At 65.4% G+C, this 24,850-nt stretch carries 28 protein-coding genes and 1 tRNA gene; 17 read left to right on the top strand and 12 right to left on the bottom strand.

Going from position 1 to position 24,850, the window contains the following annotated elements; genetic code table 11:
- The 5 genes from NDI85_RS21980 to corA all read left to right on the top strand — a co-directional run.
- On the top strand, positions 1 to 119 hold a 119-nt coding region (locus NDI85_RS21980), incomplete at its 5' end, for an integrase core domain-containing protein (protein ID WP_310916668.1).
- 11 nt (positions 120 to 130) lie between these two features.
- Positions 131 to 628, top strand: coding sequence for a hypothetical protein (locus NDI85_RS21975; protein WP_188998151.1), 498 nt, complete (start codon positions 131 to 133; stop codon positions 626 to 628).
- A gap of 48 nt (positions 629 to 676) precedes the next feature.
- Entirely contained in the window at positions 677 to 1,312 is a 636-nt protein-coding gene (locus NDI85_RS21970) for a DUF6517 family protein (protein ID WP_188998148.1), read from the top strand.
- A 51-nt stretch (positions 1,313 to 1,363) separates the two neighbouring features.
- Positions 1,364 to 1,534: a hypothetical protein gene (locus NDI85_RS21965; RefSeq protein WP_188998143.1), complete on the top strand. Its 171-nt coding sequence runs from the start codon at positions 1,364 to 1,366 to the stop codon at positions 1,532 to 1,534.
- Positions 1,531 to 2,508, top strand: coding sequence for a magnesium/cobalt transporter CorA (corA, locus tag NDI85_RS21960; RefSeq protein WP_310917057.1), 978 nt, complete (start codon positions 1,531 to 1,533; stop codon positions 2,506 to 2,508). The genes NDI85_RS21965 and corA overlap by 4 nt, the downstream gene beginning before the upstream one ends.
- On the opposite strand, the gene NDI85_RS21955 is transcribed toward corA, so the two are convergent.
- The 4 genes from NDI85_RS21955 to NDI85_RS21940 form a co-directional block, all read right to left on the bottom strand.
- Positions 2,503 to 3,729 (bottom strand): tripartite tricarboxylate transporter permease, encoded by a 1,227-nt coding sequence (locus NDI85_RS21955; RefSeq protein WP_310917056.1) that lies wholly within the window; start codon positions 3,727 to 3,729, stop codon positions 2,503 to 2,505. The genes corA and NDI85_RS21955 overlap by 6 nt on opposite strands.
- A gap of 97 nt (positions 3,730 to 3,826) precedes the next feature.
- The gene (gene rpl12p / locus NDI85_RS21950; RefSeq protein ID WP_188998134.1) at positions 3,827 to 4,168 is read right to left on the bottom strand and encodes a 50S ribosomal protein P1; all 342 of its coding nucleotides are present in this window, start codon (positions 4,166 to 4,168) and stop codon (positions 3,827 to 3,829) included.
- A gap of 18 nt (positions 4,169 to 4,186) precedes the next feature.
- Positions 4,187 to 5,230 (bottom strand): 50S ribosomal protein L10, encoded by a 1,044-nt coding sequence (locus tag NDI85_RS21945; RefSeq protein WP_188998131.1) that lies wholly within the window; start codon positions 5,228 to 5,230, stop codon positions 4,187 to 4,189.
- Position 5,231: 1 nt separating this feature from the next.
- Complete coding sequence (locus NDI85_RS21940; protein WP_310917055.1) at positions 5,232 to 5,873, bottom strand: 50S ribosomal protein L1; 642 nt, start codon at positions 5,871 to 5,873, stop codon at positions 5,232 to 5,234.
- 149 nt (positions 5,874 to 6,022) lie between these two features.
- Here NDI85_RS21940 and NDI85_RS21935 point away from each other — a divergent pair, with 149 nt between their 5' ends.
- The gene (locus tag NDI85_RS21935; protein WP_310917054.1) at positions 6,023 to 7,660 is read left to right on the top strand and encodes a sensor histidine kinase; all 1,638 of its coding nucleotides are present in this window, start codon (positions 6,023 to 6,025) and stop codon (positions 7,658 to 7,660) included.
- Between the two features lie 82 nt (positions 7,661 to 7,742).
- Here NDI85_RS21935 and NDI85_RS21930 read toward each other — a convergent pair whose 3' ends face one another.
- Together NDI85_RS21930 and NDI85_RS21925 are read right to left on the bottom strand one after the other, a co-directional pair.
- The gene (locus NDI85_RS21930) at positions 7,743 to 8,231 is read right to left on the bottom strand and encodes a 50S ribosomal protein L11 (RefSeq protein ID WP_188998123.1); all 489 of its coding nucleotides are present in this window, start codon (positions 8,229 to 8,231) and stop codon (positions 7,743 to 7,745) included.
- 149 nt (positions 8,232 to 8,380) lie between these two features.
- Positions 8,381 to 8,581, bottom strand: a complete 201-nt coding sequence (locus NDI85_RS21925) for a hypothetical protein (protein WP_166971206.1) — start codon at positions 8,579 to 8,581, stop codon at positions 8,381 to 8,383.
- Between the two features lie 243 nt (positions 8,582 to 8,824).
- On the opposite strand from NDI85_RS21925, the gene NDI85_RS21920 reads away from it, so the two are divergent.
- From NDI85_RS21920 to artA, 5 genes are all read left to right on the top strand, one after another.
- Positions 8,825 to 9,937, top strand: a complete 1,113-nt coding sequence (locus tag NDI85_RS21920; RefSeq protein ID WP_166971204.1) for a GTP-binding protein — start codon at positions 8,825 to 8,827, stop codon at positions 9,935 to 9,937.
- A gap of 60 nt (positions 9,938 to 9,997) precedes the next feature.
- Positions 9,998 to 10,447 (top strand): TIGR04206 family protein, encoded by a 450-nt coding sequence (locus NDI85_RS21915; RefSeq protein WP_310917053.1) that lies wholly within the window; start codon positions 9,998 to 10,000, stop codon positions 10,445 to 10,447.
- Between the two features lie 55 nt (positions 10,448 to 10,502).
- Positions 10,503 to 11,255, top strand: a complete 753-nt coding sequence (locus NDI85_RS21910) for a VOC family protein (protein WP_188998117.1) — start codon at positions 10,503 to 10,505, stop codon at positions 11,253 to 11,255.
- A 377-nt stretch (positions 11,256 to 11,632) separates the two neighbouring features.
- Positions 11,633 to 14,470 carry a BGTF surface domain-containing protein gene (locus NDI85_RS21905; protein ID WP_310917052.1) on the top strand — a complete coding sequence of 946 codons (2,838 nt, stop codon included), beginning with the start codon at positions 11,633 to 11,635 and terminating at the stop codon, positions 14,468 to 14,470.
- 142 nt (positions 14,471 to 14,612) lie between these two features.
- Entirely contained in the window at positions 14,613 to 15,614 is a 1,002-nt protein-coding gene (gene artA / locus NDI85_RS21900; RefSeq protein ID WP_188998111.1) for an archaeosortase A, read from the top strand.
- On the opposite strand, the gene dph5 is transcribed toward artA, so the two are convergent.
- Positions 15,611 to 16,384 (bottom strand): diphthine synthase, encoded by a 774-nt coding sequence (gene dph5, locus NDI85_RS21895; RefSeq protein ID WP_188998108.1) that lies wholly within the window; start codon positions 16,382 to 16,384, stop codon positions 15,611 to 15,613. The two genes, artA and dph5, sit on opposite strands and share 4 nt — an antisense overlap.
- A 75-nt stretch (positions 16,385 to 16,459) precedes the next feature.
- On the opposite strand from dph5, the gene NDI85_RS21890 reads away from it, so the two are divergent.
- The 3 genes from NDI85_RS21890 to NDI85_RS21880 all read left to right on the top strand — a co-directional run bounded on the left by NDI85_RS21890 (position 16,460) and on the right by NDI85_RS21880 (position 18,159).
- Complete coding sequence (locus tag NDI85_RS21890) at positions 16,460 to 17,440, top strand: class I SAM-dependent methyltransferase family protein (RefSeq protein ID WP_188998105.1); 981 nt, start codon at positions 16,460 to 16,462, stop codon at positions 17,438 to 17,440.
- Positions 17,441 to 17,550: 110 nt separating this feature from the next.
- On the top strand, positions 17,551 to 17,964 hold the full coding sequence (locus NDI85_RS21885) for a universal stress protein (RefSeq protein WP_188998101.1): 414 nt from the start codon (positions 17,551 to 17,553) through the stop codon (positions 17,962 to 17,964).
- Positions 17,965 to 18,085: 121 nt separating this feature from the next.
- A tRNA-Thr gene (locus NDI85_RS21880) sits at positions 18,086 to 18,159 on the top strand.
- A 164-nt stretch (positions 18,160 to 18,323) separates the two neighbouring features.
- Here NDI85_RS21880 and NDI85_RS21875 read toward each other — a convergent pair.
- Positions 18,324 to 19,211 (bottom strand): DUF6920 family protein, encoded by an 888-nt coding sequence (locus NDI85_RS21875; protein WP_310917051.1) that lies wholly within the window; start codon positions 19,209 to 19,211, stop codon positions 18,324 to 18,326.
- 241 nt (positions 19,212 to 19,452) lie between these two features.
- On the opposite strand from NDI85_RS21875, the gene NDI85_RS21870 reads away from it, so the two are divergent.
- On the top strand, positions 19,453 to 19,752 hold the full coding sequence (locus NDI85_RS21870; RefSeq protein WP_310917050.1) for a hypothetical protein: 300 nt from the start codon (positions 19,453 to 19,455) through the stop codon (positions 19,750 to 19,752).
- 12 nt (positions 19,753 to 19,764) lie between these two features.
- On the opposite strand, the gene NDI85_RS21865 is transcribed toward NDI85_RS21870, so the two are convergent.
- From NDI85_RS21865 to NDI85_RS21850, 4 genes are all read right to left on the bottom strand, one after another.
- A complete protein-coding gene (locus NDI85_RS21865; protein WP_310917049.1) occupies positions 19,765 to 20,805 on the bottom strand; it encodes an NAD(P)-dependent alcohol dehydrogenase in 1,041 nt (346 codons plus the stop codon).
- A 50-nt stretch (positions 20,806 to 20,855) separates the two neighbouring features.
- Positions 20,856 to 21,491: a PGF-CTERM sorting domain-containing protein gene (locus tag NDI85_RS21860; RefSeq protein ID WP_188998065.1), complete on the bottom strand. Its 636-nt coding sequence runs from the start codon at positions 21,489 to 21,491 to the stop codon at positions 20,856 to 20,858.
- A gap of 64 nt (positions 21,492 to 21,555) precedes the next feature.
- The gene (locus NDI85_RS21855) at positions 21,556 to 21,798 is read right to left on the bottom strand and encodes a flagella cluster protein (RefSeq protein WP_166971167.1); all 243 of its coding nucleotides are present in this window, start codon (positions 21,796 to 21,798) and stop codon (positions 21,556 to 21,558) included.
- Positions 21,799 to 21,829: 31 nt separating this feature from the next.
- Positions 21,830 to 22,693 carry a heme-copper oxidase subunit III gene (locus tag NDI85_RS21850; protein ID WP_310917048.1) on the bottom strand — a complete coding sequence of 288 codons (864 nt, stop codon included), beginning with the start codon at positions 22,691 to 22,693 and terminating at the stop codon, positions 21,830 to 21,832.
- 104 nt (positions 22,694 to 22,797) lie between these two features.
- On the opposite strand from NDI85_RS21850, the gene NDI85_RS21845 reads away from it, so the two are divergent.
- Positions 22,798 to 24,180 carry a hypothetical protein gene (locus NDI85_RS21845; RefSeq protein ID WP_310917047.1) on the top strand — a complete coding sequence of 461 codons (1,383 nt, stop codon included), beginning with the start codon at positions 22,798 to 22,800 and terminating at the stop codon, positions 24,178 to 24,180.
- A complete protein-coding gene (locus NDI85_RS21840; RefSeq protein WP_310917046.1) occupies positions 24,177 to 24,443 on the top strand; it encodes a C2H2-type zinc finger protein in 267 nt (88 codons plus the stop codon). The genes NDI85_RS21845 and NDI85_RS21840 overlap by 4 nt, the downstream gene beginning before the upstream one ends.
- Positions 24,444 to 24,850: the final 407 nt, after the last annotated feature.

Genomic DNA, 24,850 nt, shown 5'->3' with positions numbered 1-24,850 from the left:
GGCGGGGCAGTCAATCCAGCGCGAAACAGTGGCTACGACGCTTCAGACACCACTACAACCACGAACGGCCCAATCAAGCGCTTGACGGTAAAACGCCAGCTGAGGAGATTCAGAACTAGACAGTGCCGTCATGATTACCGTACCATACAGTTCTCGGATACTACTGCTCGCGGTCGTGTTCGCGCTCGTCTTCGGGTCGGCCGCCGGTCCGGTGGCCGCCCAGAGTGACCAACCGGAGTGGGGCGACGAGATGTACGCCGAGTTAGAGGGCATGGTCGGCGTCTACAACGAGAACGTCGACGCCAGCGACCTCGGGGTCGCCGGCGATCAGTTGCAAGACGAACGGGTGAACCTCGTCGTGACGGACGCGAACGGGACGGAAGCCACGGCCTCGTTCCGGATGGACGGTGACCTGCAGATTCAGGAACTGAAACAGGGCACCCGTGACGACGCGACGATGAAGATGACCACCGACCGGGCGACGTTGACCGGTATCGTCGAGTCGAACGATCCCTCGACGGCGTTCCGGAACGCCATCACCGGCGGGGACATCACCATCGACGGTCTCGGCACCGTGAACGCCGTGAAGTGGGTCGTCATCAACACTATCGTCAGCCTGTTCGGGTGACGTCGGCGAACAGCTTTTTTATGCCCCACTGTCTCGTAGCGAACACCAATGCGAAAGCCGCTGCTCTCCGCACTCGTCGCCTTCCTCGTCGTCTCCGCCGGATGTACGGGCCTCATAACCGGCGAGACGGTCGCCTTCGAATCCGAACCGGCGACCGTCGAGGATTCGGCGCTCGAATCGACCGGCTACGAACTCACGAACTCGACCGAACAGAACATCACTCGCGACGTCACGTTCGCCGGGCAGAACCGGACGATTCGCGTCGTGAACAACGTCAGGCAGTATCAGCGCGGCGTCGACCTCGGACCGGTCGGGAGTCTCCAGTTGGCCCGGTTCGTCGTCGTCTCGACACCCGGCGCGAAAGTCGCCGGACAGACGCTGAACCCGGCCGCACAGTGGTCGAACCGGCGGGTCGTCGAACAGTTTGCGGGTCGTGCCAGCGGCGTCGGTGACGTGCAGTCCGAGGGCAACCGAACCGTCGAGGTACTCGGAGAACCCCGTGACGTCGGGATGTTCTCGGGGACTGTGACCGTACAGGGACAGGAGATAGACGTCCGGATGCACGTCGCCAGTTTCGAACACGAAGGCGACGTCCTGATCGTCCTCGCGGTCCACCCCAAGCAGATAAACGAGCGTGCCAGAGTCGACACGATGTTCGGCGGCATCACCCACAGCGGAGACTGACTCGGCGTTCGCGGGGGTACGCTTTTTTATCGGCACCGTGATTGGTGGGGCATGCAACCCGTCTCGCTGATGGGTGCTGTACTCACCGTCGTCGGGGTGCTCGGATACGTGCTGGGCGTCACGATGCCCTATCCGGGTCGTGCGTTCTCGCTGACCGCGCTCATGTTCGGGTTGACGGCGCTCGCCGTCGGCCGGTCCGGTCGAGCGGAGGGCGAACCGTGATTTCGGCACTCGTGTACGCCGACGAGACGGCCGTCGCCTACGACGATCTCGCCAGCGCCCGCCGCGCCGTCGGAACGACGTGGGTCCACGTCGCCGAGGCCACCGACGACGAGATAGACGCCGTCGTCGCAGCGTTCGACCTCCACCCGCTGGCTATCGACGACGTCAGGGGCGACGTCAGAGCCAAGACCGAGGAGTACGCCGACCACACGTTCGTCCTCATCAAGAGCGCCTCGCTCACTCCCGGCGAGACGACCTTCGAGAAGGAGGTACGGACCACCCCGATTGCCATCTTCATCGGTCGGGACTGGGTCGTCACGATGTCTACAGGGGCAGCCAAGCCGGTACAGCGGGTGATGGACGCCGTCGAACGCGGGGACGAACGCCTGCTCCACCGCGGCCCCGACTTCACCGCCTACCGCGTCGTCGACGTCGTCGTCGACGCCTACTTCGACCTGCTTGACGACGTCGAGACGGACATCGAAGAGATCGAAGAGGAAGTCACCGTCTCGACGGACATCGAGACGCTTGAGAAGATAAACGACGTCCGCCGGGACCTGCTGTCCTTTCGCAAGCAGGTCTGGCCCGCGCGTGAAGCCATCGGCGTCCTCGCCCGCGGCGACCCACAACAGGTCCAGCCACAGACGGAGAAGTACTTCCGCGACGTCCACGACCACCTCGTCCAGATAGTCGACCTGACCGAGACGTACCGTGACCTCGTCTCCGGTGCGCGGGACATCTACCTCAACACGCTCTCGCAGTCGACCAACGAGGTGATGAAGGTACTCACCGTCGTCGCGACGATTTTCATCCCGCTGACGTTCGTCGTCGGCGTCTACGGCATGAACTTCGGCGAGAGCGCCTACAACATGCCCGAACTCGGCTGGACGTACGGGTATCCAGCCACTCTGCTGGGGATGACGTTGATGGTGGCCGTCATGCTCGTTCACTTTCGCCGTCGGGGTTACCTATAACATGAGGGGGACGAGCAGGACCCCCATCAGCGTCGCCCGCCGGCAGTCAAAGTGCGGCGGGACGTGGCCGGCGAGCGTCGCGGCCCCGAACGCGGCGACACCGATGTGACCAGCGAACACGCCGGAGAGGACGAGGAGCGCGGCCAACACGGACACAGAGAGCCACGCAGGGTCCAGTCGGCCGACCGTCCGCAGATAGCGGTCGCCGAGCCACGGGACCAGCAGGGCACCGGCGACGGCGGCGACGACGACGGCAGTCACCAACACCGGGAGTGCGAGCGGTACGTTCGCTCGGTCCAGTGCGACTAAGACTCCGGTTCGGGGGTCACCGAACGTGACGAGCGCGAACAGCGCGAACACCGCCGTGGCCGTGTTGACACCGCTCGTCGTGACGACGAACGCTCGCGGCCCGCGTGTCGACGTTACCCCCAACGCCAGGGTCGCCGCGATAGCACTCGACACACCGGGGAGGTAGCCGACGACGGCCCCACAGAGCGTGCCGACCGTCGCCAGCGTCGCAACCGTCCGTCGCGGCGTCGTCACCGCCGGGTCGGCCTGCGGCGGGACGCCATCGCCCTCGATCGCGGCGAGCAACACCGGCGCACCGAACAACCCGGCGAACAATGGGACGAGGACGTCGGCGACCGGGAGGACACCGGAGAGAGGCGCGTCGAGAAACAGGAGGCCGAGGCCGCCGCTCGACCCGAGCGACACCAGTGCGCCGACCCGTCGACGCGGCCCGCGTTCTGTCACGACGAGCAGCGCCGCGATACCGGCTAGCACCAGCGAGAGGTGCGCGGAGACGACTGGATACAGCCGCGTCATGACGGCCGTAACCGGGAGTGCTAGCGGGGCCGCGAGCAGGACGGCCCCGGCGCTTCCGAGCGCCGACAGGCGGAGTGCTTCGCGGCCTCGACCTTCGACGACGAGTCGATGTCCGGGGAGTGCTCCGGCGGCCATCGCCGGGTCGGGGACGCCGAGTGCCAGCGCCGGCACGACGTCGAGAAAGGTGTGTGTCACGCCGGCCGCCAGCATGGCCGCGCCGACGTACACGCGCGGTCCGGGAATCTGTCCAGCCGTCGCCGCGAGTAACAGCGCCAGCGTGTTGGCGTGCAGGCCGGGCACGAGGCCGCTTGCGCACCCGAGACAGACCCCACCCGCTATCGCGAGCACCACCCCCGCGACTGCCAGCGGCTCTGCCGTCAGTCTGACCGGGAGCATACGCTCGCTGGTCCCGGCTTCCTACTTCAACGTCGGGTCGACAGCGCCGTCGCTGGCCGGACGTTCGCGAAAGAAATGCTGGTCGAGTACTGCCGAGTTAGCCGAAGAGTTCGCCGAGACCCTCGCCGCTGGCCTCGTCGTCCTCGTCGTCGTCGCCGTCGTCCTCGTCTGCGGCCTCTTCCTCGGCCTCGTCGTCGTCCTCGTCGGCGCTCTCCTCGCCCTCGGCGGGCGCGGCGGCGCCGCCACTGGCGGGGACGGGTGCGGCAGCGGCCTGTTCGACGGCCTCCTCGATGTCGACGTCCTCGAGGGCGGCGACGAGGGCCTTGACGCGGGACTCCTCGACGTCGACGCCAGCGGCGTCGAGCACGTCGGTGAGGTTGTCTTCGTTGATCTCTTCGCCCGATTCGTTCAGGATGAGTGCAGCGTATACGTATTCCATTGTTCTGTAGTGGTGGTGTTAGAACATCGCTCCGAGCGCGTCGCCGGCGTCTTCGTCGTCGTCATCGTCGTCCTCGGCCTCGTCTGTGGCGGCCTCGGCGTCGTCGGCGTCGTCCTCGGATGCGGTGTCCTCGGTCTGGTCGTCAGTCGATTCCTCGGTGGCCGGGGCGGCATCCACGTCCTGGAGCTCCTCCGGCAGTGCCTCTTCGTCGTCGATCTGCGAGGCGAGCGCTCGGACCTGTGCGTCGGCCTTGCTCACGAGGTCGGGGACGACCTCGGGGTCCTCGATGGCGGCCTGCAGCGCGAGGCTCTTGGCGTCGCCGCTCGCGGACTGGAGCATGGTCGGCACGGTCTGTGCGGTCGGGTAGCCGGCGTTGACCGAGAGGTTGAACGCCTGCCCGGCGGCCGCACGGATGTTCTGCTCGTACTCCTCGACGTCGAGTTCGAGTTCCTCGGGTTCGAAGAGGACGCCGTCCGCGAAGACGCCGCGCAGGTCGAGACCGACCTCTTTGGGCTCGATGCCCAGTTCGTTGAGGACGTTCGCGAGGTCCTGCGAGACTTCCTCGCCGGCGTCGAGCACCGTCGAGTCGGAGAGGACCTGAATCGACCCCTCCTGAATGCGGGCGTCGGCACCGATAGCCTGCAGTTCACCGACGAACGGGCCCGGGTCGACACCGGTGTCACCCTCGGGGATGACGATGTCGTTCGGGGCGACTTCGCCGGCGCCGATGGGCGCGGGCGTCTTCGACGCTTCGAGTTCCTGGAACAGCGAAAACGGGTTGCTGTTCGTGCCGATGAGGCCGACCTGCCCGCTGACGAACTGCGTCAGGTCTTCGAGGCCGTCGTCGACTTCCTCGAGGGCGCGTCGGAGCAGCGTGTTCCGGGAGACCCGGAGCTCCGCGGTGCCGTGGAGGTCACGGCGCATGTCCTGGAGCTGTCGGGACGGAATCCCGGCGATGTTGACGACGCCGACGCTCTCGTAGGATTCGACCATCTCGACGATGGAGTCGACCTCGTCTTGCTTCCACTGGGGGATGGTCTCTGTCTTGCGTTCAGCGCTCATATCAGGCCACCTCCACGGCGGGGCCCATCGTCGTCTTCACGTAGACGGTGTCGATGTTGAGCGGCCCCTTCTCGAGGTCGGCGTGCAGTCGACGTACGATGACGTCGATGTTGTCGGCGATGTCCTCGGCGGACATGTCTTCGGCGCCGACGCGCGTGTGGAACGTCCGTCGCTCCCCACTGCGCAGCTGCACGGTGTTTTTCATGCGGTTGATGACCTCGACGACGTCGTCGTCGGGGTCGAGCGGTTCCGGCATCTTCCCGCGCGGGCCGAGGACGGTCCCGAGGTATCGACCGATGTCCTGCATCATGTCCTTCTCTGCGATGAAGAAGTCAGTTGCATCGGCGAGGTCCTTGGCGGCGTCGTCGTCGTCGCCTCCAAGTTCCTCGAGTTCGTCCTCGTCGAGTACGTCGTCTGCTGCCTCCTCGGCACGAAGGGCTGTCTCGCCCTCGGCGAAGACCACAATGTTGGTCTCCTGACCGGTGCCGGCAGGCAGAACGACGGACTCGTCGACGCGGTTCGACGGGTCGTTTAGGTCCAAATCGCGCAGGTTGACAGCGAGGTCGACCGTCTCGCGGAAGTTCCGCTCAGGTGCGTCCTCGAGTGCGCGAGAGACTGCGTTCTCTATTTCCTGGTCTGCCATTGTTCACCTCCGTAGTACGCCAAACGGCTTCTACGGGTCAGTGAAACAGGCGGATGCCTGTCTCGTGCGGCAAGAGGCCAATGCGACACTTAAAGCCGTCGAACCGACACTCCCACGGTTTATTACGCGACGGAGTATGGGTCGAGGTAATGCGTCTCCGGTCGGGGTTTCTCGGCGTCCTGTTCGTCGTCGCCCTCGTGTTGTCCACGGTCGTGTTCGCCGGGTTCGCCCTCCACCGCTCGGCGATTACGACACAGGAGCGACAGGCTCTCGAGTCGGACGCGTGGACCGTCGCCACCGACATCGACACCCGGTTGCGCGAGAAGCGGTCGACGGTCGCCCTGTGGGCGAGCAACGACGCCGTCGCCGACCACGGTTCGACAGCCCAGCAGCGAGCGGTCACGACGCTCCGCCGGCAGACCGCGTTCGAGGGAGCGTCGGTCGTCGCCGCCAACGGGACGATGACCGCCTTCGACGCGGCGGACGCCTCCCCGGAGGACCGGGCCACGCTGGTCGGGCAGGACTTCGGTGATCGGACGTACGTGCAGACAGCCCTGCGCGGGCAGTCACACATCAGTACTCCCTTCGAGGCGGAGAGCGGCAACTACGTCGTCATTCTGTCGGCACCGATCCGAACGAACGGGACCGTCGTCGGGACGCTCAACGCCGCCTTTCACCTGACTGCGACGGACTTCTTCGAGCGGGCGACGGCCTCACTCACGTCGGGGCGGTCGCTGCGTGTCGCCACCCGTGCAGACACGACGCTGTACGACCAGTCCCGGGAGTTCGATGCCCCGCTCACCGCGACGGCGACGGTCGAGTCCACCGGGTGGCGAGTCACCGTCGCCGCCGACCGGACGCCGCTGGAACGACGCCTGCGCCAGTCGACCGGGCTACAGGTCGGGTCCGTGCTGGCGACGCTCCTCGTCGTCGCCAGTCTCGGCGTCTGGGCGTCGCGCAGGACCATCGAACAGATAGAGCGGCTCTCTGACGGTCTCGGGGAACTAGAAGCGGGCGAGTACGACACGTCGCTGGACCTCGGCCCGGCAACGGAGTGGCGGCGAATCAGCGACCGGTTCGATGCGCTCGCGGCGACGCTCGACCGACGCGAATCCCAGTTGTCGGTGTTCAGCAGGGTGTTCCGACACAACCTCCGCAACGATATGTCGGTCATCATGCTCTCGACGGAACGGATCCTCTCCGCCGAGGACACCGACGAGGCGGTTCAAAGCTCCGCCGAGCGAATCTACAGTCGCGCGGAGTCGTTCATGGCGACGACCGAACACGCACGAACCATCCACGACGAACTCCTCGACGGTCGGCCAGCGACGCCGGTTCCTGCCGACGTGCGGACCGTCATCGAGGACGTCGCCCACTCGCTACGGACGAGGTATCCCGAAGCGACCGTCGAGGCGTCGGTGGCTGACGCCGCGGTCGTCGACGGCGGGCGTCGTCTCCCCATCGTCCTCACCGAACTCGGCGAGAACGCCATCGCACACAACGACCAACCGCCCGGCACGCGCCACCTCGCGTTCGACGCGTGGCGGGCGGACGAGACAGTCGCGATCGCGGTCAGCGACGACGGGCCGGGGATGCCCGAGACCGAACGCGAGCTATTGGTCGGGAACCTCGAAGAGACGCCGACGGCCCACGGGAGCGGACTGGGGCTCTGGTTGGTCAAGTGGCTGGTCGACTCACTGGACGGATCGATAGCCGTCTCGACGCCGGATGGCGAGGGGACGACGGTCACCGTTCGGGTGCCGGTCGACGGCGACGAGGAAGGGTAGGTCTGCCGGTCGCACGCTTCGAGCCCTGTCGGCACTCGGGACACGAAAGAGACCGCAAAATCCGGGTTGTTTCTGCCCGCGTTTAGGCCGCGGCGGCGTCCGCGAACTCGTCGTCGTACTCGCCCTCGTCGATGCGCTCTTTGAACTCGCGGGGGTCGTTGCCCTCGATGGTGACGCCCAGCGAGGTGCAGGTACCGACGACTTCCTTCGCGGCGTTTTTCAGGTCGTAGGCGAGCAGGTCGGACTGCTTTTGCTCGGCTATCTGCATGATCTGGTCGACGGTGAGGTCGGCGACGAACTCCTCGTGGGGCTCGCCGCTACCGGTGTCGAACCCGGCCTCGTCCTTGACGAGTTCGGCCGTCGGCGGGACACCGACGTCGATGGTAAAGGAGCCGTCGTCCTCGTACTCGATGGTGACGGGGACTTCCGTGCCGTCGAACGCCTCTGTCCGGTCGTTGATCTCCTGCACGACTGCCTGCACGTCCACGGGCGTCGGTCCGAGTTCCGGACCGAGGGGCGGGCCAGGGTTGGCCTGTCCGCCGGGGACGAGCACTTCGATAGTTCCAGCCATGTACGGTCAATCCGTCCCGGCAGTTTAAAGGATTGCGTTTCACCCATCACCGCGTGAGCCCCACACACGGTTTCGTGTGCGCCAGCCAGCGGTCGCGAGCGGTGTCGAGTGAGACGGTCGCCGCCTTCGCCGACTGTGCCGGTTCGATATCAGGCGAAGGTCACGCCGTTCATCGCGAGGAAATCGCCGGCGTCCTTGATCTCGACGGGCGAGCCGATGATACGGACCGTCGGTCCTTCCTTTCGGACCGTGACCATGAATCGCGTTTCGAGTTCGTCCCGAATACCGTCGAGTGCACCCGCCGGTAAGAGAATCTGCGTGCTGTCGCGGAATCGATCAGCACCTGCCATTATCGAAATTTGATAGCGGCCGTCGTATAGGTGTGTCGGAATCGTAGAGCCGTCGCTCCGCACACATATTCGACCGAATACTCGACCGACGAGGTGCTGGGTGCTTTCTCGTCAACGATACTGACGGTACGTCCGCCCCGAGGCCACGCGAGATACCTCCCCATCGACCCACGCTATGCGAACCGGGTCCTCGTCGGAGAGGGAAGAAAACCTTATTCGGGACGAGGGGCCGACGTACAACTGATGGGGCTCGAAGAGGAGATACAGGAACTCGAAGACGAAATAGCGGACACGCCCTACAACAAGTCGACAGAGGCCCACATCGGCCGGCTGAAGTCGAAACTCGCGGAAAAAAAGGAGAAACTCGAACAACAACAGTCCGGGTCGGGTGGCGGCGGCGGATACGGCGTCGAGAAACATGGCGATGCCACCGTCGCGCTCGTTGGCTTCCCGAGCGTCGGGAAGTCGACGCTGTTGAACGCGCTGACGAACGCCGAGTCCGAGACGGGCGCCTACGAGTTCACGACGCTCGACGTGTACCCCGGAATGCTCAAGCACAAGGGGGCGAACATCCAGATTCTCGACGTCCCCGGCCTCATCGAGGGGGCGGCGGGCGGTCGGGGCGGCGGGAAAGAGGTGCTGTCGGTCGTCCGGACCGCCGACCTCATCGTCTTCCTCGTCTCCGTCTTCGAGATCGACCAGTACGACCGCCTGCGCGAGGAACTGTACAAGAACAAGATCCGCCTCGACACCGAGCCCCCACGCGTCAACATCCGCAAGAAGGCCAAGGACGGCCTCTCGGTCAACAGTTCCGTGGACCTCGACCTCGACGAGGAGACGGTCAAGAGCGTCCTCCGCGAACACGGCTACGTCAACGCCGACGTCACTATCGGCGAACAGGTCGACCTCGACAGACTCATCGACGGCGTGATGGACAACCGCGAGTACGTCCCCTCCATCGTCGCGGTGAACAAGGCCGACCTCATCGAACCGGACTACCTGCCGACGGTCGAAGCCGAACTCGAAGAGCGGGACATCGACCCCGACGAGGCGATCTTCATCAGCGCGGAAAAAGAGAAGGGACTCGACGGCCTGACCGAGCGAATCTGGGACGAACTGGGTCTCATCCGTATCTACATGGACAAACCCGGACGGGGTGTCGACTACGAGGAACCGCTCATGCTCCGCGAAGGCGACACCGTCGACGACGCCTGCCGGAAACTCGGCGGTAGCTTCGACGAGCGGTTCCGCTTTGCCCGCGTCTCCGGGCCGAGCGCGAAACACGACGAACAGCAGGTCGGTCGTGACCACGAACTGGCCGACGAGGACGTCCTCCGAATCGTCGCCAGAAAGTAATTGTTCGATCGGCGCGTGCGTGTGCGAACAGACTAAACAGTCACAGCCCTGTCGACCGGTATGGTCGCTGGCCCTCGCCGTCGTCTCGTTGCCGTCGTCGTCGCCGGTCTCGTCCCGTGGACGGTCCTCGTCATCGGCGGCGAACTGACGATGGTGTTCACGCTTGGACTGTTCAACGCGAACCCGCCGCAGATGGTCTCGATATACGACTTCTTCTTCCGGTTCACCGACGGCCTCCCGCAGTTCATCGAGTCGTGGGGTACCGGCGTGTTGCTGTACCTACTCGCACTGGGGAGCGCACTCTCGGGTGTCGTCTGGCGAGAAGACCACCGCATCACTGCGCTCGCACTGGTCGGTGCGGGACTCTCTCAAATCGGCGTCGCAGTGGGGTTCAACAGACGTATCGGCTACGTCGCGCTCCCGGTCGGGACCGTCGTCTTGCTCGGACTCGCGTGGTGGTACTACTGGCCGCTGGTCCGGCCGCCATCAGTCTCGTCCCCGGCGGAGTGAGATCGGCACCGCCGCGTGCGGTACCCTTTTCGCTCGCCCGGCCCACGGTCCGACTATGCTGACACTCGACCACACGATGATGCGTGTCGAAGATCTCGAGACATCGCTGGACTGGTACCGGGACTACCTCGACTACGAGGAGAAGGGACGCTGGGAGGCGGACACGTTCACGAACGTCTTCCTCGGCCCCGAAGACGTCCACGATGAGGGGGCGCTGCTGGAACTGACATATAACCACGACGGACGCACGTACACGATGGGTGATGCGTGGGGTCACGTCGCCGTCCGCGTCGACGACGTCTACGACGCCTACGAGGAACTGATGGACGCCGGCGTCGAGGACTACCGCGACCCGGACTCCTGTGGCGGGTCCTACGCTTTCGTCACGGACCCCGACGGCCACGAGATCGAAATCGTCGAGCGCGACCACGGGGCGAGGTGGAGCCTCGACCACACCATGCTCCGAGTCGAGGACGCCGACGCCGCGATCGGCTGGTACACCCGGAAACTCGGCTACGAGATGTTCCGACGGGCGGAGTTCGACGACTTCGCGTTGTACTTCCTCAAGCCCGAAGGCGCCGCCGACGAGGCGATGTCGGTCGAACTGACGTACAACTACGATGGTCGCTCCTACGAGATGGGCGACGCGTGGGGCCACGTCGCCGTCCGGACCGACGACCTCCACGAGACGTGGGACGATCTGCTGGTGCGCGGTGCCGAGGACTACCGCGACCCCGAGAGCTGTGACGACCGCTACGCGTTCACGAAAGACGCGGACGGCCACGAAGTCGAAATCGTCACGAACTGACAGGCCCCGGCGTTCCGAGGGGGCTGGCGACGTCCCGTGAGGCCGGCGTGCTCGGGGCTCCGAGACGGCCCGTCGTGGTGCCGGCGACGTCGAGACGCGCCGAGTGTCAGACACCCGCATGACACAGTTCTGAAACGAACCACAAAGTGCTTATATGTTCTCTATATCGTCTGTGTCGACTGATTTCGGGCGTGTCTCTCGTTCTCATGCCGCTTCTCTGACCACAAAGCATTTATAACATCCGGCATAGGTTTACAGCGTACCCCTACCCATGGCGCCAGAAGTGAGTACACCGGTTCGGTCTACGCGTGGCCGCGGTCGCCGCGCACCGACCACGTGGAAAACGGCTGACGCCGCCCGATAGCAACCAACAAACTATGACAGAAACTAACGAAAAAATCCGCAGCCTGTTCCTGACAGCGCTGATGGTGTTCTCGGTGTTCGCGATGAGCACCGCGTTCGCCGGTAGCGCTGCAGCAGCAGAGCCTAGCGTGGACCAGGCGGTCCACTATACCGCCGGGAACGCCGCCGCTAGCCAGGTCTCTGGCGTTAGCGAAGGCGATCCCGTCCTAGAGGTACAGTTCGAGAACAGCATCAACGACCCGAGCGGTGAGACGATCACCCTCGGCCTCACCAACGGTAACACCCAGACGCTCACGCTCAGTGGTAACTACTACCACTCCGGTAGCCAGCTCGTCATCGACACTGGCGGTACGACGTACAACCGCATCCAGAACGTGAGCTTCAGTAGCGGTGTTACGGACGCGTCGTCCTCGGACACCATCGACGCCGAAGAGGACTTCGACGCCGTCTACGCGCCGACCACCATCGACGTGACGGACACCGAGCGTGGGACGTCCCCCGACGGTGACGACGAGGAAGCCTTCCGTGGCGCCCCCGTCGTCGTCCAGGCTGACGCAGGCCAGACGTTCGACGTCGTCTCCGAACCCAGCGAGGACCACAGTGTCAGCCGCCAGCGTGGTACTGGTTCCGAGTCCTTCATCTACGTCCTCAACACCGAGAACCTCGAAATCGGTGACTACAACGTCAAGACGGACAGCGCACCTGCGGGCAACACCAACAGCTCGCTCACCATCGAGGACCTCGGCTTTACGGCCACCGCCGACCAGAACTCCTTCGGTGAAGACGAAGACATCGAAGTGACGGTCGAATCCAGCGCTATCAACCGTCCGGTCGACGCCGAACTCATCGACTCCAACGGCAACGTTGACGCCGACACCTACAGCCAGAACCTGCAGATCGACTCCGATGGTGAGATCACCATCACGTTCAACACGAACGACGACGTCGATGCAGGTAACTACACGGTCAACGTGACCGACGTCGAGACCGGCATCACGGCCTCGACCGACCAGTTCACCGTCGCCCAGACCGGCGACGCACAGGCAAGCTTCGGTAGCTCCGTCGTGACGGAGGACAAGGGTGACATCGCGCGCATCCCGATCCAGCTCCAGAACACGGACGATGGTACGCTGACCATCGGTGACCGTTCCAACGACGGTTACCAGACGACTGTGGAGGTCGAGGACGGCAACGGTGACGGCGAAGTTACCGTGCTGTTCAACACCTTCACCGCTGCGAGCGGTCAGAGCTACATCGACGTCGCAGATGACGACGACGACGTCGAAATCGTCAGCTCGCCCGCAGAGATCAACCGCGACGGTAACGCGGCTACCTTCAACACGCCCGCCGGCAACAACCTGCTCGACGCCGCGTCCTACGACATGAACGTCACGGCAGAAACCGGCGCGAGCGCTCTCAAGAGCACCGACGTCGTCGACGACAGTGACGACGTCGCCTCCCTCTCGCTGCAGGAACGTTCGACCGACAACGTGCAGGTCTGGACCGCTCCTGACAGCGAGTTCAGCGACATCAGCGACGCCGCTGACGACGACAACGCCAGCGCGATCTACAACCTCGCCGGCAACAACAACCTGACCCAGACCGACACGGTCGCCTTCGACGACACGCTCGTCGTGCAGGTCGAAGCGTCCGGTCTGGAAGGTGCCTACGAAGCCGCTGGCGACGACGCTGCCGGCTACCAGGCTGTCAGTAACGACTTCAACAACAACACCAGCTCCCGGAACCAGGTCTCCGACGCGCTCTTCCAGCTCTCGCTGAACGAGACCAACCCCGGCGCCAACAGCGACGGTGTCAACTTCAACGTCGCTGACTTCAACACCAACGAGATCGCTGTCCTCTACGACGAGGCCAACGACACGCACTTCGTCGCCATCGACACGGACTCGGTCAACGCTGGCACCGGTACGCTCAGCGCCGTCGAGGACAACGACGAGTACGTTGCGAACTTCACGGTTCGTGACACCACGGAACTCTCGGAAGACACGGTCGAAGTGAACGACTCGTTCACCTTCGAAGAGCCTGACTCGACGCTCAACGGCGACGAGGACATCACGGTTCAGGCTGCATCTGGTCAGGAGATCGACGGCACGACCAACATCGCGCCCGGTTCGGAAGTCACCGTCCAGATCCGCAGCACCACCGAGAACAGCCCGTTCCTGAAACAGCCGACCGCCATCGTCCAGTCGGACGGTAGCTTCACGGCTGTCGCCGACTTCAGCGACAACAGCCCGGACACGAACTTCACTGCCGAAACCAGCATCTCGGACGACGAGATCGACGGCACGATCGGTGCCGCTCCGTCCTCGTCCGTGAGCATCAGTGATCAGGAGTCCAACGGTGAGACGGTCGTCGTCGACAGCGCCACGCTGTCCGAGGGCGGCTTCATCGCCATCCACAACGGTACGGCCTCCGGCGACGTCATCGGTGCCTCCAGCTACCTCGAAGCTGGCAGCCACGAGGACGTCGAGGTCACGCTGAACACCACGCAGTCCGAGGACTTCACCGCGGTCGCGATGCCGCACCTCGACGACGATGGTGACCAGACCTACGACTTCCCGGAGAACGACGATCCGTACACGTCCAACGGCTCCGCCGTGACCGACTCTGCTGCCGTGACTATCGTCACCGGCGAGCAGACGACCACGGAGCAGACCACGGAGCAGACGACTACGGAAGAGCCGACCACGGAGTCGACCACCGAAGAGGCCACGACGATGGATACGACCACGGAGGAGACGACCACTGGTGACAGTGGCCCCGGCTTCACCGCGGTCATCGCCCTCGTCGCCCTCGTCGCTGCTGCGCTCCTCGCGGTCCGCCGCGACAACTAACGGGATTTCCCGTCTCTGAGATTCCGCCCTTTCTTTCGCGCGCTACGTCGGTAGCGGCAGCGCCGTCGACGCGAGTGCACGCGGCCCGCACACACTGGCGTAACGACAAAGCATATAGGCCGGATTAGCCAACGTAGGCACAATGCGTCCGCTGCTTCAGTCTACCGTCTCGTTCGGTGGGCTCTCTTTCGACCCGCTGGTGTGGTCGGAGCCGCTGATGTGGCTGGTACTCGCGGCGTTTCTCGGCAGCGCAGTGCTCCACCAGTTCGCGGAGGCGTGGGCACGCCGAGTCGCCGTCACGGGCTGGGGACTGTTCGCCGCCTTCTGGTTAGTTCTGGCGCCACACTTCATCCTGACACAGAAGAGCGCCATCGAGGGGGTCGGTGGCCTCGCGGCGGTGCCGTTGTCGCTGTATGCGGGCTATCTCCTCTGGAACGGCCGGGACTCGCTGTTCGTCCTGACGCGAGCGATCGGGCTGATGGGCATCGTCTACGTGCCGTTTATCACCATCGACCCCCTTCGCCAGTGGATCGTGGAACTGGTCACCGACCAGACGGCGTTCCTGCTGTCGCTGGTCGGCGTCGACCCCCTCGTCGTCGAGGGCTTTACGCACGACGGCATCCGCATCGCCACGAAGCAGTACCCCTACGAGAGCACGTTCTGGTTCGAACACGAGGAGGGGCCGATTACGTACAACATCCTCCTCGCGTGTACGGGGATGGGGAGTATTTCCATCTTCGCTGGCGGTATCCTCGCCGTGTCGGCGCCGTTACGGCGGAAACTCCGCACGCTCGCGATGACGGTGTCGGTCATCTACGTGTTGAACCTGTTCCGGAACGTCTTCATCGCCATCTCCTTCGGGCAACAGCGGATGCAGTGGTTCGAAGGGGTCGTCATGTCCCTGTTCGGTCTCTCGGACCCGCGTATGGTGTCGTACTACGTCGCGGACCGCATCCTCGCACAGACGGGGTCGGTCGTCGTGCTGGTCGGCATCACGTGGTTGTTGGTCCGTGAGTTGCCGGAGATAACCATCCTCGTCGAAGACTTACTGTTTCTCGTGACGGGGACGGAGTACGACCTCCAGAGCGCGTTCGACATCGAGGGCGAGGAGACGGAGGCGGCCGCGACGCCCGGCGACGACTAGGGCGCGTCGGCGATCGCCGTCAGGGCGTCTTCCTCTATCAGGTGGCGGTCGGCGGGAATCACCAGCAGGTGAAGCGGGTCCCCGAAGGATCGGGTGGCGAGTTCGTCGAGGGTGTCGGCGACGATAGTCGGGTCGGGGCTACCGGCGCGGGCGACGACGACGCCGAGCGTCTCCGGAAACGACTCGGCGAGCAGTCCCGCGGCGTGGTCGGCGGTCATGTACGTATCGTCGCTGTCGTCCCAGTGTGGGTCGTCGACCTTGATGTCCAGATACACCAGCGTGTGGAGGTTCCGAGAGCGGTTGTCCTCGATGGTCTGGACGACGCTGTCGGGGACGCCGTCGCCGCCGTGTGCCCGTTCGAACGGGAGCGTCGTCGCCTTCCCGAACCGGTAGTTCTGCAGGCCGGTCAGCGACGCGGCGGCGGTCTGTGCGGTGGTGCCGTGGACGACGCGGGTCTCGATGCCGCGCTCCTCGGCGCGCAGACGGAGGTCGGTGTGGGTCGTCGAGACCATAGTGTCACCGGCAGTCAGGAAGACGACGTCGTCCGTCTCCGCGGCGTCCAGTACCGGGGCGGGGTCTTGTTCGACGCCGGCCCGGTCACGGACCTCGATGGTCGTGTCGTGGTAGGCTTCTAGCGATTCGAGGTCGGTCCCGATCAGCCGACTGGTGTAGAACTCCGCGAAGACGCGGTCTGCGTCCCGTATCGCGTCTCGTCCGGCGATGGTGACCGAGCGTTCGTCGTAGAGGCCGAGGCCGACGAAGGTGAGCATACCCTGCGTCGGTCGTCGCTGGGGATAAAGGGCGCGAAGCGTCAGGCTTACCGCCGCCGGTCGGGGAGAGGTGGTATGGGCGTTCCCTGCGTTCGCGTCGCGCGCGAGGACGGCGAGGCGACTCGCCAGCGGTTGGCCGAGGCGGGCCTCGTCGAGGACGGCTACGACATCACGGTCGAAGACGGGTCGCTGTACGTCCCGGTCACCGACCCGACGGCCGTGCCCGAGGACCTCTCCGTCGTCGAGTTCGACGCCCCGGTCCGCGAGGGCCAGACCATGCCGGCGGACATCCTCGGGTTCGACCCGAGTTACGAGCGCATCGGGGACATCGTCATCGTCGACGAGGACGACCCGGCGCGGGCCCGCGAGATAGCGGCCGCCCTCGTGGAGTCCGACCTCCCGGTCGAAGGCGTGTTGAACCGCGCCTCGAAGATAAAGGGCGAACAGCGGGTCCGAGACTGGGAGGTGCTGGCCGGCGACACCACCGAAGTCGTCCACCGCGAGTACGGGTGTGCCTTCGAACTGGACCTCGCTGAAGTGTACTTCTCGCCGCGTCTCGCGACCGAACGCCACCGCGTCGTCGAACAGATCAGCGAGGGTGAACAGGCGTTCGACATGTTCGCGGGCGTCGGCCCGTTCGTCGTCCCGTTCGCGAAGCGCGGCGCGACCTGCGTCGGCACGGACATCAACGAGACGGCCATCGAGTACCTCCGGCGGAACGCCGAGCGCAACGGCGTCGCCGACCGCGTGACGGGCATCTGTGGCGACGTCAGGGACGTAGCCGCCGACTACGAGGGGTGGGCCGACCGCGTCGTGATGAACCTCCCACACAGCGCAGACGAGTTTCTGGACACCGCGGTCCGACTGGCCGGCGATGACTGCGTCGTCCACTACTACGACATCCAGCCAGACGAGGACCTGTACGGCCCCGGCGAGCGAGCGATACGCGCCGCGGCCGAACCCGAGTACGAGGTGTCCGTCGAGACGCGCCGGACCGTGCGGTCGTACGCGCCGGGCGAGCAAAACGTCGTGTTGGACGTGCGACTCCGGCGCTGACACGGTCTCCTTTGGGGCCGTCCTCCACCGGCGTCGAGACAACGTTTACTGGGTGGGGGTCGAACGTCGCTCCCACGGGGAAGTCGCTCGACTCCCCCTCGAAGGCATCCATGTACCGGATACTCGTACCCGTCGACGCCGACTCGGACCGTGCCCGCGGACAGGCCGCCTTCGTGGCGGAACTGCCGACTGCCGCGGAGAACATCGAAGCGATAGTGACCCACGCGCTGACGCCGGAGGAGATCGACGCGCCCGACGAACTGCAGTCCGTCGACCGCATCGAGACCGTCCGGTTGGTCCGTGACTACCTCGAAGAGCGCGACATCGCCGTCGAACTGGCGGAGGGCAGTCTGCCGCCGGCCGACGGCATCCTCGAACTCGCCGCGGAGTTCGACGTCGACCACATCGCGATGGGGTCGCGAAAACGCTCGCCGACGGGGAAGGTGGTGTTCGGGAGCGTCGCCCAGCAAGTGTTGCTGGAGTCGGACGTTCCCGTCACTATCGTCGGCGCCCGCGAGGCGTGAGAACGCGTCTCTCGACGCCCCCGATTCGCAATCCTTATTGCGGTTATCGCTGCAAGTAACGTGTGCAGACAGGCACACCGAGACGAGTTGTCGTCACGTGCGTCTGGCAGTGTGTGCCCGCGCCGGTGTAGCTCAGACTGGCAGAGCGAATCCTTCGTAAGGATTAGGCCGAGGGTTCAAATCCCTCCACCGGCTTGCTTCCTGCGACGAACGAACGTGAGGAGCGGAAGCCAAACAGGGATTTGAACGAGACCGAGTTCTGCGCGACGCGCAGGTTCTCGGGCGTAGTTCACAATCCGCTCCACCGGCTTGCTTCCTGCGACGACCAACTCGCGAGCAGTGACAGCTAGGCGGACGTCCTACTTCGCTGTCTCGTACTCGAACGCCGTAATCTCTCCCCGCCAGTACGGTAGGTCACCGTCGGGGAGGGTCCACGCCACCTCGCCGCGGGTCGGCACGAGCATCCCCCCGCGCTCGGCGTAGTCCTCGAAGTAGCCGGTCCAGCGTGCCGTCTCGAACCCGTCGTCGACGGCGCGGTATCGCTCGTCGGCGACGACGCGGTCGACCAGATTGTCGTCGTCGAAGTGGAAGGAGAGCGACGCCGAGACGTCGCCGTCGGTGAGGGTCGCCCGTGCGGTACTGTCGTCGACGGGCGTCCACTCGACGCCGCTCTCGGGGAGCAGGGCCGTCGGGAACCAGACGGCTTCGGCGAGATAACGTTGGAGTTCACCGGCGTCGAGTTCCGGCGACGGGTCGGCGTCGGCGACTGGGACCGTCCAGAGGAGGTGGGCGGCCAGCGAGCCAGTGCCGTCGACGTAGCTATCGATGACGCTGACCGGCAGGACCGACCCCAGCCGTATCGACGCGTCCCAGACGAATCCCGGCGGGTCGACGGTGTAGTGTTGGGTCGCTTCGAGGGGGTGCCACGACGAGTCAGCGTCGCCGAGGCGGAACACGCCACGCTGGGTGAGCCTCGCCGTCCGGACGTAGGGCGTTCCGGGTTCGAGAACCGTCTCGAAGTACCGGCGGGCCGGGGCTGGAAGGTCGGCGAAGTCGGCCTCGGTGACGGCGCGTGTGGGCCCGCCGCTGGACGCGGCACGCAGGGCGTCGATCGATCGGGCGGTCCGTGCCGAGACTCGACGCTTCCCGACGAGGACAGTGCCGACGGCGGCGGTCGCCAACCCGAACAGGACGGTTCGACGGGTCGGCCACCGGCCGCGCTCCGTCGTGGTTTGATGGGCAGACATCGTCTCTCGGACGACGGTTCTCTCGCCGACGCCAAATACGCACCCGGGGCGTGTCATAGCACGACAGCGCCACGGACGGCCGTGAGCGCCTGATAGTTCCTACATAAACGTCCCTCACAGGTGGCGCAGTAGACAGACTCGTAGCGGGGTCGAACGACGGACCGAGCAACCGATGTCACGACTCTCTCTCCGACGACCCGAGACGCCCGACGACCACGTGTCTCGTGGGGGTGCTTGAACCGTGTCCGACCGCAACGCGTGGCACCGCGACGGCGGCGAAGTCACCTGTCTCGCCTGCGGCGACTCGGTGGCACGCGACGACGCCCGCGAGTACGACAAGCACGGCGACCGCTGGAACCGCGAGGAGAAGTCCTTCGAGTTCCTCTGCAAACCGTGCTACCGCGAGTGCTGTCACAGTCCTCGGCGGGGGCTGGAGGAGCGGTTGATCGAGGCAGGCGCGGGAACGACGGACCAGACGACCTTCCTCCGACGGTACTGCGCGCTCGCGCGTGACGGTACACCGCCGGAACGTGAGCGGTGACCGAGCGCCCGGTCAGGGCGTGATGACCGCCCGCCCTTCGATTTCGCCGTGTTCCAGTTTCTCGGCGACGGTGTTTATCTCGGCCAGTTCGTACTGGGTGGTGTGGAGTTCGACGGCGTCGCGTTCGACCAGTGCGACCAGTTCCTGCAGTTCGGTGTACCGGCCGACGATGTTGCCCTGATAGGCGAACTCGCCGTTGACGAGCGCCTGTGCGGGTTGGTGGATGTGGCCGCCGTAACCGATGACGTGGTGGTCGCCGCCGGCGGCACAGACGTCCGGGGCCAGTGCCGTCGTCTCGTCGGCGCCGACGAAGTCTAGCACCTGCGCGGCGCCGACGCCGTCGGTGATGTCCGCGATCTCGCTCGCGACGTCCTCGCTCTCCGGGTCGATGGTGTAGTGAGCGCCCAACTCCACCGCGAGGTTACGGGCCTCCTGTTTGATGTCTACGGCGACGATGTCAGCGGCGCTCATCTCGGCGATACACTGGAGTCCGATGTGGCCGAGGCCGCCGATGCCGATGATGACCGCCGCATCGCCCGGATTCAGACCGCGAACGGCCTTCTTTGCGGCGTGGTAGGCCGTGATGCCGGCGTCGGCGTGGGGTGCGATTGCCGCCGGGTCGACGCCGTCGGGGAGTGGGATGACCGAGCGCTCGCCGGTGTGTAACTGGTCGGCGAAGCCGCCGTCGACGGTGAGGCCGTTGAACGACTGGTTCTCGCAGTACATCGTCTCGCCCTGTCGGCAGGGCCGGCAGGTGCCACAGGTCTGGACCGGGTGACAGATGACCTGGTCGCCCTCGGAGACGAGAGTCACCTCCGCACCCGTCTCGACGACGGTGCCTGCGTTCTCGTGGCCCAGTGTCAGCGGGAGGGTCTGCTCGACGTAGTCGGTCCACATCCCCTCGATGATGTGGTTGTCCGTCTGGCACCAGCCAGCGCCTTCGACTTCGACCACGACGTCGTCACTGTTCGATACCTGCGGGGCGTCCACCTCGTCGATCGAGAGCCCGTGCGCCATGTCGTCAGTGTACTCGTGGAGTCGTGCTGCGCGCATCCCGTGCTAGTACGTGACAACCGCTGAAAAAGACTCGGCGGGGGGCTCGTCTACGACCGGCGGGCGAAGACGGCCATCGACAGGAGTGCGAGGACGGCGGCGGTCACGCCGAACCCGGGGCCGAAAGCGGAACTCGGGGCGTTGCTCTGAGCACGGATCGGTTCCTCTACGGGTTCGTTGGCCTCGTACTCCCAGACTGCGGTCCGGTTCTCGACGACGTCGGCGTTGGACTCGTAGATATCGCCGGGCATCGTCAGTTCGTAGCGGACGGCCACGCCGTCGCCCAGTGCCACGTCGTCGTTCTCCTGCACGGTGACGAAGGTGCGGTCCTCGTAGGTGAGCGTCCCGTTCTGGACGGTCGTGTTCACGTCGCTCTCGGGTCCGGGAGTCCAGTCGGTGAACTGCAGCCGAACCGAGACGTTGTCACCGTCGAGCGTCTGTTCGTAGGTCACGTTCTCCATCCGACTCTCGTTGACGCCGTCGGTCAGGTACGCTTCGACGGAGTCGTAGCCCTCGTTCTCGGCGGTTCGCTGGAGGGCGTCGAAGACGGTGCCGCTCATCGTTAACTCCACTTCGTAGGCAGAGACGGTCCCGTCGGCGTCGACGCTGGCGTCGACGGTGGCGGTCACACAACCCGAGAGAGCGAGCACGACGACGACGGCGATCGCGGGGTGGGGCTTTCGCATACCGTCGAGTAGGACAGGACCGAAATAAACGTTCGTGCTGGCGAGTGCGGCCGTGAACCGCGAATCAGTGAGTCAACACGAGCAACTGGTCGTCGGTGCGGACGAGGCAGAACGGACTGCCGGGGTTCCCGAACGTATTCGTGCGGTTCTCGCTGACGAACAGGCGTTCGAACGCGTCGCCACAGGCCGGACACGCGAACCCCTGTCGGTTCTCTAGGGTCATCGTGCCACGGTCCTGTTTGAGCAGTTTCAGGCCGTGGCGGTAGTCGTGGACGTCGAAGCCGTCGCTGACGTCGAGTCGATCCATAGAGACCACAGAGCGGGGAGTCGCTTAAGCCTTAGACGAGGTTCGCGCCCATGTAGAGGACGACGACGAGGAACACCCAGACGACGTCGACGAAGTGCCAGTACATCGACGCCGTCGAGACGGAGGTGTGGCGTTCGGGGGAGTACTGTCCGTAGTACGCCCGGACGAAGACGATGCCCAGCAGGACCGCACCCATCGTGACGTGCAGGCCGTGCAGGCCGGTCAGGCCGTAGAACGCCGAACCGTAGATGCCCTGTGCGATGGTGAAGTTCTCGTGGACGATGAACTCGTAGTACTCGTACACCTGCCCGCCGATGAAGACGATTCCCAGCAGGAGCGTCAGGCCGAGCAGTTTCATGAACCTGTCGCGGTTCCCGTTCAGCAGTGCGACGTGGCTGTAATGCAGCGTCACCGAGCTAATGAGCAGGATGACGGTGTTGACGATGACGAGCGACCCCCAGACGTGGGGGATGTCGGCTCCGACCCACACGTCGGTGCCGCGGACCATGAAGTAGTAGATGAAGCCCGCGCCGAACGTCGCCACCTCGGACCCGAGGAACAGCAACATCGCGAACTTCAGCGTCCGTCCGGAGTGGTGGTCGGTGCCGCGTTCCCAGAAGTCCGAGACGAAGGCGTGGTAGAGCCAGCCGTATATCCCGACGAGGAACAGACCGACGCTCGCGACGGTCGCCCCAGCCCCGATAGTCGTACTCACGAGTGCGTTCTCGCCCAGCGAGAGGACGAGCAGTGCCGCACCGATGTAGATGCCCGACCCACCGATAGCGGTCACGAATGGCCACCAACTCGCCTCGCCGAAGCCGCGGGGCCAGTCCTCCGTGGCCGGGAGGTGATGGTCCCCATGTCCGCCGTCCGCGTGCTCGTCTGTCGTGCTCATACCGACCCCTTGCGAAGCGATTACTAAAAGCCCATCCAATTCGCTCGCACGCATGCCGGCCCGATGTCGGAAACTACACGGCCCCGAGGTCCCTAGGCCCGCCGATGACAGCACGCCGACGCCGTGTCGCCGCGATGGCCGTGGGGTCGCTCTGCTGGCTGCTCGCCGTCGGGACGGCCAGTGCCCACGGCGGGAGTCTGGCTGCCGGCGGGCGTGAGTCGCTGACGATTCCGACGTGGCTCTTTCTCTCGACGGGCGGGGCCGCCGTCGGCGCGTCGTTCCTGCTGGCCTCGTTCGTCACGGACCGCTCGTTCGTCGAGCGCGTCCACGCCTGGGGGACCCCGCTCGTCGACGGTGAGGCCCGTATTCCCCGAGTTCTCGGCCGCGCAATCGGTGTCGCGGGGCTGGCCGCCGTCGTCGTCGTGGGGTTTTTCGGCCCGACGACGCCGCGGACGAACCTCGCAATCCTGCTGGTGTGGGTCGGCTGGTGGGCCGGCCTCGCGATGACGACGTATCTGGTCGGCAATAGCTGGCGCGTGCTCAACCCACTGTCGACCATCGCGCTGGCGCTCCCGTCGCTGGACCGAACGTATCCCGACCGACTGGGCGCGTGGCCCAGCGTCGTCGGTCTGCTGGCGCTCGTCTGGCTGGAAGTCGTCAGTCCGCTGGCCGACGACGCGCGACTGCTTGCGACGGCCGTGGTGGGGTATAGCGTCCTGACGCTCGCGGGGAGCGTCGTCTTCGGCCGCGAGACGTGGTTCTCCGAGGCCGACCCGGTCGACCGGGTGTTCCGCTACTACGGCCGCGTCGCGCCCGTCAGCCGCGCCGAAGACGGAAGCCTCCACCTGCGTCTGCCCGGGATGGCCCTCTCGACGCCGCGACTAGTCGACGGGGCCGACGAGGTGGCGTTCGTCGTCGCACTGCTCTGGGTGACCACCTACGACGGCCTCGTGACGACGCCCGCGTGGCGCGCTCTGACGACCCCGCTCGTTTCGGCGGGCCTCCCGCCCCACCTCCTGTATCCGCTCGCCCTGCTGGCCGGGTTCGGCCTCTTTCTCGGCGTCTACCGCCTCGCAGTACGGGTTAGCACGCGGACCGCCGAGACGTACCTCGCGCCCGACGAACTCGCCGAGCGGTTCGCCCCGCCGTTGCTGGCTATCGCCGCCGGCTACCACTTCGCACACTATCTGGGCTACTTCCTCTTTCTCGCGCCGGCGCTGGGGACGGCCACGCTCGCGCCGTTTGCGGACCCGGCGGCGGTGCCGGTCTACCAACTGCCGGACTGGTTCGGCGGCGTCGCGCTGGCAGCGGTCATACTCGGCCACCTCGTCGCTATCTGGGTGGCCCACGCCGCCGCTTTCGACCTCTTTCCCTCGCGACTGCAGGCCATCCGCTCGCAGTATCCGTTCGTCGCCGTGATGGTGTTCTATACGATGACCAGCCTGTGGGTCGTCTCCCGCCCGGAGGTGCCCCTTCCCCACCTATGACTCAGTCAGACCACGCGTACGACGTGCCCGCCGACGCACCGGTCTTCGAGTGTGGCTACTGCGGTCGCCCGTTCGCCCGCGAGGAGTGGCTGGCGCTCCACCACGGCCTCGACCACCCGAACGAACTCGACGACGACGAGGTGACGGCGTTCCGCAAAGCCCACGAGGACGAGGAGGACTCGCTGGGCGCCTTCCGCTTGCAGGCGCTCGGCGCGCTGGTGGCGATATACTTCGTCCTTCTGATGATCTACGCGCTAGTGTGAGTCGTCCTCGTCGTTCCCGTAGTCTCGGATTACCCACTCACCGTCGCGAAGGACACTCCGGAAGCCCTCACCCGCTCGACTGAGGTTTCAAACCTGTCCGCCCTCTATCGTGGCTCTCCGGAATCCCTCACCCGCTCTACTGAGATCTCAAACCTGTCCGCCTTCTATCGTGGCCCTCCGGAAGCCCTCACCCGCTCCGGGGAACTGTGCGGGATATTCTCGCTGCGCTCGAATAGTGCCCACACAGCTCCCCGGACCGCGTTCGCCCTTCCAGTCCGCCAAGGGTCCGCACTACAGGCCTGCCTTTCCCCGAGGAGCGCCACGGAGGGCGCTCCCGGCCATTGGTGTCTGGTGCTAGTGGGCGGTGGAAGCGTGTCGCTCGCGTCTGCGGCGATACGAACCTTCAT

Source organism: Haloarcula sp. S1AR25-4, assembly GCF_031624555.1.
GTDB lineage: Archaea > Halobacteriota > Halobacteria > Halobacteriales > Haloarculaceae > Haloarcula > Haloarcula pellucida.
The sequence above is the reverse complement of the archived record's forward strand: the minus strand, read 5'-3'. Positions and strand labels throughout refer to the sequence as shown.